This window comes from Stenotrophomonas sp. Sm10 (assembly GCF_030985515.1).
Taxonomy (GTDB): domain Bacteria; phylum Pseudomonadota; class Gammaproteobacteria; order Xanthomonadales; family Xanthomonadaceae; genus Stenotrophomonas; species Stenotrophomonas hibiscicola.
Genome location: NZ_JAPTFO010000009.1, coordinates 77,671 through 87,583 on the forward strand (window position 1 = coordinate 77,671; position 9,913 = coordinate 87,583).

A 9,913-nucleotide genomic window follows, 5' to 3' on the forward strand; every position below is an offset into this window, starting at 1 on the left:
GGCAGAAACCGGATAACTGAACGGATGCGCACATTTTACACCGGACAGTGTACTTTTGAAAAACACGAAACTACACTGTGCAGTGTACTCAGCGGACGTCACCCATGAAGCGCCTGCTCCTTGTCCTTTTGCTTGGAATCCTCGCCGTGACCGCCTACACCTTCTGCAAGTCCTGGTCCCTCCCCGACTTCCCCGATTCGCCGCAGTACCGTGATGGCAAGTTCCGCAATGCCCTGCCCCGTCCGGCGATGGGCCTGCGCGACGGTGCGGAGATCTGGTGGACGTTCCTGTTCAACAAGCCCAAGGGCACCGTCCCGGCCCACCCCATTCCGGTGCAGCCGCTGGACCGCGCCACGCTGGACGCCGCGCCGGACCGCAGCCTGTTCCGGCTTGGGCACTCCACGATCCTGCTGAAGCTGCGTGGCCAGTACTGGCTGACCGACCCGGTGTTCTCCGAGCGCGCCTCACCGGTGCAGTGGATGGGCCCGGCCCGCTTCCATGCGCCACCGATCAGCATCGACGCGCTGCCGCCGATCGCTGGCGTGATCCTCTCGCACAACCACTACGACCACCTGGACCATGCCGCCGTGATGCAGCTGGCAGGCAGGACCGCGCGCTTCATCGCCCCGCTCGGCGTCGGCGACCAGCTGATTGCCTGGGGTGTGGACGCCAGCAGAGTCGAACAGCTGGACTGGTGGCAATCGACCGAGGCCAGCGGCCTGCGCCTGACCGCCACCCCGGGCCAGCACTTCTCCGGCCGCGGCCTGGGCGACAGCGACCGCAGCCTGTGGGCGTCGTGGGTGATCCAGGACGACGACTTCCGCATCTTCTTCAGCGGCGACACCGGCTACTTCGACGGCTTCAAGGCCATCGGCGAGAAGTACGGCCCGTTCGACCTGACCATGATCGAGACCGGCGCCTATGATCCGCGCTGGGCGTTCGTGCACATGCAGCCGGAACAGACGCTGCAGGCGCACCTGGACCTGCGCGGCAAGTGGCTGCTGCCGATCCACAACGGCACCTTCGATCTGGCCCTGCACGCATGGCAGCAGCCGTTCGAGCGGATCACCGCGTTGGCCGCGGCGAAGAACGTGCCGGTGGCCACGCCGATGATGGGCGAAGCGCTGGACATGCAGGCGCCGCAGGCGGGCACGCGCTGGTGGGAGACGGTGGAGTTGTAACGCCTCGCTTTCCGGGTGGGTGCCGGCCGTGGCCCGCACTACACCTTTGGCTGCAACCTGCGCCCTTCGCGGGCCAGGTTGAGCTGCAACGCTGCGGTAGCAAGCTCCGCCATTTCCGAGGTGACTTTCCCACTGCCGCGCGCCTGCAGCCAGTCGAGGATGTCAGCCAAATGCCAGATCGACGTCGTCCCTTCGTGGACCGGTGAAGGAAATGACTGCGGGTTGGCCAGCATCAGCTTGCGCATGTTCTGGCGCGATACCCCCAACAGGTCCGCCACATCGGTCAGCCCCACCAGATCGGGGCTTACTTCGACCAGCTCGGCCCCCGGCACGGCACGCTGTACATCGCCCAATGCCGACGCCAGGGCAGCACCGGCATTGTCAGCCTCACGACAGAATGCCAGCGCCATCCGGCCGGGTCGCCCGATGCCCAGCAGCGCATCATCGCAACCCGTTTCCACAAGTCGCTGCTCCAGCATGCCGCCATCGTCGTACGCGTCCGGCAGGCGGTACTTGAGGGTGAAATTGAACTCCATCATCTGCCCACCTCGTTTCGGCTCGCACCGTTTCTCATTGCTCACGGCTGCAGTTCTCGACCACACGGCGCAGCGCTCTGGCGTGATTGCAGGTGTTGCGTGGCGTACTCCAGATGCTCACGACGCAGAATTCCCCGCACCGGCATTTGCTGTCGTTGTAGGGGCAGTACATCCGCCCCCACGCATGGCTGCCGCCTACCCGCAATCTCCAACCCCTTGCTTCCGCAAATCGCAATGCGGCTTCAATGTCCTTGTCGGGGTGACGCACACGAGACATCCGCCTTCTCCGAAGTCTGCACCTGCCAACGAAGGTTGTCAAATGACAACCGAATATTGAACTCCTTGACCTCGACCCAAGCTAGCCCTTCCAGGGCGCGCGTCCAGAGCCATAGCCGTCAACGCGGTCATGCCTCCGACACGCCACGCACAGCCTGGCGCTATTGCAGCGCGTCATGTAACCGATTACATCCCTTGCTAGCGTAGCGCTCGCCCGATTCCGGTCGAACCTGCGAGGCTGTCCGTAATGACGTTGCGCGCCGAACGCTCCAAGGTCTCCACCCCGCTTTTCCCGTTGTGCCCTGTCGCTGCCCTGCTGTTGGCCGCGCTGGCCTACAGCGCGCAGGCACAGACCCTCCCCCCGCGCAGCCAATGGCAGGCCAGCAGTTCCTCACAGCAGGTGCCGGCGATGGCGATCGGCCACCTGATCGACGGCGATCCGAAGACCGTCACCGGCGGCGCCTTCAGCCCCGGCCACTGGTTCCAGATCGATCTGGGCACGCCAACCCTGCTGGCTGGCGCACGACTCACCTGGGATGTCTCCAACCCGGAAGGCCATTCACTGCAGACCTCACTGGATGGTACGCAGTGGCAGACCGCGTACACCATGGCCGATTCACTGGGCGATGTGGAAACGCTGTACTTCGCGCCGCGGCAGGCGCGCTATCTACGACTGGCCAGCCCGCAGCGCACCTCCGACTGGGGTGTGTCGATCTTCGAAATGGAGCCGCTGGACAGCACGCTCAGCGCACGCATCGCCGATGTCGATGCAACACAGGCAGCCGCGCTCTGGCAAGGCGGCGGCACCGTTGCGGTTCCGACCGGAAAAGGTGGATCCCATGCGCTCGAGATCACGCTGCCGCAGGCTCAATCCACGGCTGGCCTGGTGGTCGACTGGGCCGATGGCGCGCGCGGCGCTGCGCGACTGCAGGCGCAGGATGCACAGGGCCGTTGGCAGGACCTCGCACACGATGCACAGGCGGCCAATCATCGGCAAAGCTGGCTGGCTGCTGACACGGCACAACCCCTGCGTGCGTTCCGGCTGAGCGTGGACGGCCCCGCACCGCAGGTCGCGCGACTGCGCCTGCTCGGGCCAAAGGCGGTAATGACGCCGATGAAGCGATACCAGATCACCGCCAGCGGCGCTCAGCGCGCGTTGTTCCCGGCATCGCTGCAGATGCAGCAGACCTACTGGACCGCCGTCGGTGTGCACGCAGGACGACAGAAATCGATCTTCGACGAATACGGCAATCTGGAAGCCTTCAAGGGCGCGCCGCTGGTGCAGCCGATCTGGCGTGGCGCTGACGGGCGTGCCGCTGGCGCGGCAGGACAGCCGATACAGCACGCATTGCGGGATGGCTGGAAGCCGATGCCCTCCGCCACCTGGTCACCGCAGCCCGGCCTGGAGCTGCGCAGCGAGGTATTCGCCATCGAGCGCGACGGCCAGCCGGTAACGTTCTTGCGGCATCGCCTGCACAACACGGGCAGCGCCAGGATCGAAGGCACGCTCAGCCTCGTCGTGCGCCCGATGCAGATGAATCCGCCGTGGCAGAACGGCGGGCTGTCACCCATCCGCGATGTGGCCATCGATGGGCAGGCCGTGCGCATCAATGGCCGCACGCTGCTGCGGTCGCTCACGCCGGTGGCTGCGTCCGGCGCAGCGCCGTTCGGCAGGGATGGCGCAACGGAACTCACCGCGACCCTCGCTGCCGGCCAGCTGCCTTCCACGCAACAGGCGCGCGACGACCAGGGACTTGCCGCGGCTGCGTTGAACTACCGTGTATCGCTGGCACCGGGAGCCAGCGATGCCGTCGTGGTCGCATTCCCGCTGGGCACCACCGCCACAGATGCCAATGGCGCACTACCCGAAGCGCCGGCGCTGGACCTGGCCACGCTGCCCCGCGATGCCAATGCGGCGTTCGATTCCCTGGCCACGCAGGCCTCCGCGGACTGGCAGGCACGGCTGGGCCAGGTCGGGCTGCGCCTGCCCGATCCCTCACTGGTCGACATGCTGCGCGCGCAGGCCGCCTACATGCTGATCAACCAGACCGGCCCGGCCATGCAGCCCGGGCCCCGCAACTACAACCGCTCTTTCATCCGCGACGGCATGGCCACCTCGGCGGTGCTGCTGCGCATGGGCGAAGCCAAGGTCGCGCGCGACTACCTGGGCTGGTACAGCGAACACGGCGTGCATGCCAACGGCCTGGTCTCGCCGATCCTCAACGACGATGGCAGCGTCAACACCGGTTTCGGTTCGGATATCGAGTACGACAGCCAGGGCCAGTACGTGGCGCTGGTGGCCGATGTCGCGCGCCTCGATGGCGGACCCGAATCGGTACGTGCCTATCTGCCGAAAGTGAAGGCAGCGCTGCGCTTCCTGCAGGAACTGCGCGAACGCACGCTGGCGCCCGGCTACAAGGCCGACCAGCCAGCGCCGGAGCGCTTCGCGGGCATTCTTGCGCCGTCGATCAGCCATGAGGGTTATCCGTCTCCCACCCACAGCTACTGGGACGACTATTGGGGCCTGAAGGGCTGGCACGACGGCGCGTGGCTGGCCGAATCGCTGGGCGACCACGAGACCGCAGCGTGGGCACGCGAACAGTACAAACTGCTTTACGACGCGCTGCATGCCTCGATCCGGGCGACGATGGCGTGGAAGGGCATCGACTTCATTCCCTCCTCGGCCGACCTGGGCGATGGCGATCCCACCGGCGTTTCGATCGCACTGGACCCGACCGGCGCACAGAGCGTGTTGCCCGCCGAGGCGCTGCGGACCACCTTCGCGCGCTACCTGGAGGACGTCCGCAAGCGCAGCCAGCCCGGTGCGCTGTACGCGTACACACCGTACGAGATCCGCAACGTGCTGAGCTATGTGCACCTCGGCCAGCCACAGGTGGCCGATGAGCTGCTGCAGGGGCTTCTGCATGATCGGCGCCCGCTTGAGTGGCAGGTGCTGGCCGAAGTGGTGCATTCACGGCTGCGCTTCCCGCGCTATCTGGGTGACATGCCGCATACGTGGATCGGCGCCGAATACGGCCGCACGCTGTTCGGCATGCTGATGCGCGAAGACGATGATGCGTTGTCGCTGCTGCCGGGCACGCCACCGTCTTGGGTGGCTGGCGATGGATTGGCGGTGGAACGCCTGCCGACAGCGTATGGCACGTTGCAGATGCAGGCGCGGCAGCGCGACGGCACACTGACGGTGGCGCTTGGTGAGGGGCTGCGCAGCGGGACGGCATTGAAGGTCTGGTGGCCGGAGCGCACCATGCCGAAGACGGTGCGTGTGGATGGACGTAGCGTTTCCGACTTCGATGCCGAGGGTGTGCGGCTGGTGAAACCGTTCCGGACACTGGAGGCGCGTTGGTAGAGCAGCCGAGCATCGCTCGGCTCTACAAAGACGGAGGTAGCGCCGGGCCACGCCCGGCGTCATTGCAGCGTCGGCAACCCCGGCGGATTGGTCTGCGACTGCGGCACCGCTTCCTCGGCCACATTCCATCGCTTCAGCGCCTGCGCATAGGTCCCGCTGCCTATCTGGGTATTCAGCGCCTGCGTCACCGCGTCGGCCAGGCCGCTGCCCTTGCGCGTGGTCACCGAGATCGCTGCGGCATTCGGCCAGCCGCCAGGGAACAGGCCCACGCGCCGCACCTTGCCGTCGCGCGCCGAATAGGCGCCGGTAGCATTGGGCTCGAACGATACATCGGCGCGGCCGGTGATCACCGCCAAGCGGCCGACCACCGCGTCGTCGAAGTACTGGTACTCCACCGGCTTCAGGCCGGCAGCGATGTTCTCCTGGTCCCACTGGCGCAGGATCTGGTCCTGGTTGGTGCTGGCGCCCACCACCACCTTCAGCCCGGCGACGTCGGCGGGCTTTTCGATCTTCTGTATCGGCCCATCGGCGCGCGTGTAGATGCCCAGCAGGTCGTAACGGTAGCTGGAGAAATCGAACTTCTTCTTGCGTTCCTCGGTGACCGTCACGTTCGACAGCACCGCATCGTACTTGCCTGACTCCAGCCCCAGCGGCCAGTCGGCCCAGGCCACCGGCACGATCACCAGCTTCAGGCCCAAAGCATCCGCGATCAGCCGCGCGATGTCCGGTTCGATGCCGACCACGTCCTTGCTGTCGGCGCCGTAGTCGGCCAGCGGTAGCTGCCCCGGGTGGGTCGCCACGGTGAATGCGCCCGGCGTGACGAAGCGGTAGCCCGCAGGAATCAAGGCCTGAGCCTTCGGGTCAAACGTACCCTTCAGCACGGCCGTGTTCGCACCGGCCAGGCTGGTCGCGGCCACGGCGCCGGCATCCGGTGTCTGGCGTACGCGCGAATAGACGATGCCGGCGATGCCGATGACCAGCACGCCCACGATCAACAGGGTGCTGCGCGAGGGACGACGCGGTGCTGCAGGGCTCATGATGTTCCTTCCGGGGTTACAGGGTCTTGGCCAGGAAATCGGCGGTGCGTTGCTGGCGCGGGCGCTCGAACAGGGCCTCGGGCGTGCCCTGCTCGATCACCCGGCCCTGGTCCATCATCACCACGTGGTCGGCCACGCGGCGGGCGAAGCTCAGTTCATGGGTGACGATCACCAGCGTGGTACCCGAACGGGCCAGTTCCTCGATCACGCTCAGCACCTCCGCCACCAGTTCCGGGTCCAGCGCCGACGTGGGTTCGTCAAACAGCAGCACCTTCGGCTGCAGCGCCAGCGCGCGGGCAATCGCGATGCGCTGCTGCTGGCCACCGGACAGCTGGCGCGGGAACGCATCGGCCTTGTCGGCCAGGCCGACCCGCTCCAGCAGCGTGCGCGCCTGCCGCTCGGCCTGCGCACGCGGCACGCCGCGCACCGCGATTGGCGCCTCGATGATGTTCTCCAGCGCGGTCAGGTGCGGGAACAGGTTGAAGCCCTGGAACACCATGCCCACCTCGGAACGACGGCGGCGGATCTCGCGCTCGGGAAGTTCGTACAACGTGTCACCCTCGCGGCGGTAACCGATCAGCTGGCCGCCGACGGTCACGTAGCCGCTGTCGGCACGTTCCAGGTGGTTGATCAACCGCAGCAGCGTGGATTTCCCGGCACCGGACGGGCCGATCAGCACCGTCACGCTGCCGGCGCGCAGCTCCAGGTTCACGTCTTCCAGCACCGGCTGATCGCCGAACACCTTGCCCACGCCATGCAGCGATACCGCCGCACCCTCGCCCGCTTCCACCTGGGTGGCGATGCGCGGGCGGTTGGCCACGCGCGGCGCAGCATCACTGGATGTCCGCACCGGTGACGACACCCGCGACACCGAGCGCTCGCGCTGCAGCTGGCCGCGCGCGAAGCGCTGTTCCACGCGCCGCTGCAGCAGCGACAACACGGTCAGGATCACCAGGTACCAGACCGTGGCCACCATCAGCAGCGGCACCACTTCCAGGTTGCGCCGATAGATCACCTGCACGGTGTAGAACAGCTCCGGCAACGCCAGCACGTAGACCACCGAAGTGCTCTTGGCCAGGCCGATCACATCGTTGAACGCGGCCGGCAGGATCGAGCGCATTGCCTGCGGCAGGATGATGCGGCGCACCTGGCGGCCCCGCGGCAGGCCAAGCGCGGCCGAGGCCTCGTACTGGCCGTGGTCGACCGAAAGAATGCCACCGCGGATCACCTCGGCCGAGAACGCCGCCTGGTTCAGGGTCAGGCCCAGCACCGCGGCGGTGAACACACCGATCAGCTGCGTGGTCGGGTACGAGAACAGGCTGATGCCGGTGAACGGCACGCCCAGTTCGATGGTGCTGTACAGATAGCCCAGGTTGTTCAACAGCAACAACAGCACGAGTAGCGGAATCGAGCGGAACAACCACACATAGCCCCACGACACCGCCGACAGCAGCGGCGAACCGGAGACGCGTGCCAGCGCGAGAAGCGTACCCAGCGCGAAACCGAGGCCGGTGCCAAGCGCGGTCAGCAGCAGCGTGCGACCCAGGCCTTCCAACACCGGGCGTGCGAAGAACCACTCGGCGAAGGTGCCCCAACCCCAGCGCGGATTGCCCAGCACGGACTGCAGCCCGATCAGGATCAGCGCCAGTGCCAGCACCGTGCCGAAGACCTGCAGCGGATGCCGGGCCGGCACGATCTTCAACGCCGGTGCTGGCGCCGGACGAGCGGCAATGCCCTCCAGCGCGGTCGACGGTGTGCTCATGCGTGGGCTCCGTGCAGCAGTGCCTGCGGGGGTGCAACGACGGGCGTCGTCGCCCGCAGGTGCTTCTCGAACGGCAGATGCGCAACCGTTTCCGGGTCGGCCTCCAGATCGAAAAGCGCGGTGTAGCCGTGGCTCAGGTACAGGCCAACAGCTTCAGGCTGGCGGAAGCCGGTCGTCAGGAACACCCTCCGGTACCCTTGCCGCGCCGCCTGCTCTTCCAGCTCCTGCAGCACGCGCCGCGCAATGCCCTGGCGACGCAGCCCGGGCAGTGTCCAGATGCGCTTGAATTCGGCGGTATCCGGATCGCGGTGCGGCATGAACGCACCGCCGGAAATCGCCACCCCGTCGCGCAGCAGCAGCACGAAGGCGCCCACCGGGGCCGCAAAGGCCTGCGCCGGGTAGCGCTGCAGCTCCTCGCGAGCGCTGCCACCGATGCGTCGACGCACATCAGCGTAGCGACTGTCATATTCCTGCTCCAGGCCATCGAACAACGGCCGCGCCAGCGGGTCGTCGACCGAGGTATAGCGGAAGCGTTCGTCGTGGCTCATGTCGCGTCCTTCACCAGGTAATCTTCGGCCAGCCGCGCCCACAGGCTGGCGGCGGGGGCAATGGCGGCGTCGTTGAACACATAGCGCGGGCTGTGCAGCGATGCACTGTCACCGTTGCCGACGAACACGAAACTGCCCGGCCGCGCCTGCAGCAGGAACGCGAAATCCTCGCTGGCCGTGCGCGGCGCGAATTCGGGCACCACCTGTCCGGCGCCGAAGCCCTGCACGGCCACCTCGCGGATGTAGGCGGTCTGTTGCGGATGGTTGATCACACTGGGGAAGCCGCGCGGGAATTCGATCTCGGCGCGCGCACCGAACGCGGCGGCGGTCTGTTCGGCAATCTCGGTGACCCGGCGCCGCAGGGTGTCGCGCACTTCCGGCAGGTAGGCGCGCACGGTCAGCTTCAGCTCGACCACGTCCGGAATCACGTTGGCGGCCTGCCCGCCGTGGATCGAACCGACGGTGACCACGCCCATCTGCCGCGGATCGACATTGCGCGACACCACGCTCTGCAGCGCAGTGATGATGTGCGCGGCGACCAGAATCGGATCCACGCTGCCCTGTGGCTCGGCGCCATGGCCACCCTTGCCGATCACCTTCAGCCGTGCCCAATCCACCGATGCCATCGCCGGGCCATCGACAAAGCCGAAGTTGCCCACCGGCACGCCCGGCCAGTTGTGCAGCCCATAGATCGCATCCACCGGGAAACGCTCGAACAAGCCATCGGCAATCATCTTCGACGCGCCCGAACCCGTCTCCTCAGCAGGCTGGAACACCAGCTGCAGGGTGCCGTCGATGCGCCCGTGATGGGCCAGGTAATGCGCCGCAGACAGCAGGATGGCGGTATGCCCATCGTGGCCGCAGGCATGCATCAGGCCCTCGGTCTGGCTGGCGTAGGCCAGGCCGGAGTCCTCGTGGATCGGCAGTGCGTCGATGTCGGCGCGCAGGCCGAGACGACGGCTGCCCTGCCCGCGCTGCAGCGTGCCGACCACACCGGTGCCGCCGAGCCCGGTGGTCACCTCATAACCCCACTGCTGCAGCAGCTCGGCCACACGTGCACTGGTGCGATGCTCCTCGAAGGCCAACTCCGGGTGCCGATGCAGATCGTGGCGAATCGCGATGGCAGCCTCGGCGCGTGCTGCAATTTCCGGCAGCACGCCGATGGACGCGGAATCCCGCCGGGCATGGCCCGGCGCTACCGAGTTC

At 67.0% G+C, this 9,913-nt stretch carries 8 protein-coding genes; 2 read left to right on the forward strand and 6 right to left on the reverse strand.

The window, feature by feature from the left end:
* Nucleotides 1-104 precede the first annotated feature (104 nt).
* Nucleotides 105-1,181: an MBL fold metallo-hydrolase gene (locus tag O0J15_RS04430; protein ID WP_308305149.1), complete on the forward strand. Its 1,077-nt coding sequence runs from the start codon at nt 105-107 to the stop codon at nt 1,179-1,181.
* A gap of 38 nt (nt 1,182-1,219) precedes the next feature.
* Here the strand turns inward: O0J15_RS04430 and O0J15_RS04435 are convergent, their stop codons facing one another.
* Nucleotides 1,220-1,717, reverse strand: coding sequence for an AlpA family transcriptional regulator (locus tag O0J15_RS04435; protein ID WP_071305819.1), 498 nt, complete (start codon nt 1,715-1,717; stop codon nt 1,220-1,222).
* Between the two features lie 34 nt (nt 1,718-1,751).
* Nucleotides 1,752-1,994, reverse strand: a complete 243-nt coding sequence (locus O0J15_RS04440; RefSeq protein WP_100053209.1) for a hypothetical protein — start codon at nt 1,992-1,994, stop codon at nt 1,752-1,754.
* Nucleotides 1,995-2,240: 246 nt separating this feature from the next.
* Here O0J15_RS04440 and O0J15_RS04445 point away from each other — a divergent pair, with 246 nt between their 5' ends.
* A complete protein-coding gene (locus O0J15_RS04445; RefSeq protein WP_308305150.1) occupies nt 2,241-5,360 on the forward strand; it encodes a discoidin domain-containing protein in 3,120 nt (1,039 codons plus the stop codon).
* Nucleotides 5,361-5,419: 59 nt separating this feature from the next.
* Here O0J15_RS04445 and O0J15_RS04450 read toward each other — a convergent pair whose 3' ends face one another.
* The 4 genes from O0J15_RS04450 to O0J15_RS04465 all read right to left on the reverse strand — a co-directional run.
* Nucleotides 5,420-6,397, reverse strand: a complete 978-nt coding sequence (locus tag O0J15_RS04450; RefSeq protein WP_308305151.1) for an ABC transporter substrate-binding protein — start codon at nt 6,395-6,397, stop codon at nt 5,420-5,422.
* Nucleotides 6,398-6,413: 16 nt separating this feature from the next.
* A complete protein-coding gene (locus O0J15_RS04455) occupies nt 6,414-8,159 on the reverse strand; it encodes an amino acid ABC transporter permease/ATP-binding protein (RefSeq protein ID WP_308305152.1) in 1,746 nt (581 codons plus the stop codon).
* Nucleotides 8,156-8,707 (reverse strand): GNAT family N-acetyltransferase, encoded by a 552-nt coding sequence (locus tag O0J15_RS04460; RefSeq protein ID WP_308305153.1) that lies wholly within the window; start codon nt 8,705-8,707, stop codon nt 8,156-8,158. The genes O0J15_RS04455 and O0J15_RS04460 overlap by 4 nt, the downstream gene beginning before the upstream one ends.
* Nucleotides 8,704-9,913, reverse strand: a 1,210-nt coding sequence (locus O0J15_RS04465; protein WP_308305154.1) for a M20 aminoacylase family protein, incomplete at its 5' end; no start/stop codon positions are given. The genes O0J15_RS04460 and O0J15_RS04465, both read right to left, overlap by 4 nt.

What these genes read in the sequence shown, in the direction of transcription:
- O0J15_RS04430 (WP_308305149.1), top strand. Translation starts at nt 105, where the DNA reads ATGAAGCGCCTGCTCCTTGTCCTTTTGCTTGGAATCCTCGCCGTGACC.
- O0J15_RS04435 (WP_071305819.1), bottom strand. Translation starts at nt 1,717, where the DNA reads ATGGAGTTCAATTTCACCCTCAAGTACCGCCTGCCGGACGCGTACGAC.
- O0J15_RS04440 (WP_100053209.1), bottom strand. Translation starts at nt 1,994, where the DNA reads ATGTCTCGTGTGCGTCACCCCGACAAGGACATTGAAGCCGCATTGCGA.
- O0J15_RS04445 (WP_308305150.1), top strand. Translation starts at nt 2,241, where the DNA reads ATGACGTTGCGCGCCGAACGCTCCAAGGTCTCCACCCCGCTTTTCCCG.
- O0J15_RS04450 (WP_308305151.1), bottom strand. Translation starts at nt 6,397, where the DNA reads ATGAGCCCTGCAGCACCGCGTCGTCCCTCGCGCAGCACCCTGTTGATC.
- O0J15_RS04455 (WP_308305152.1), bottom strand. Translation starts at nt 8,159, where the DNA reads ATGAGCACACCGTCGACCGCGCTGGAGGGCATTGCCGCTCGTCCGGCG.
- O0J15_RS04460 (WP_308305153.1), bottom strand. Translation starts at nt 8,707, where the DNA reads ATGAGCCACGACGAACGCTTCCGCTATACCTCGGTCGACGACCCGCTG.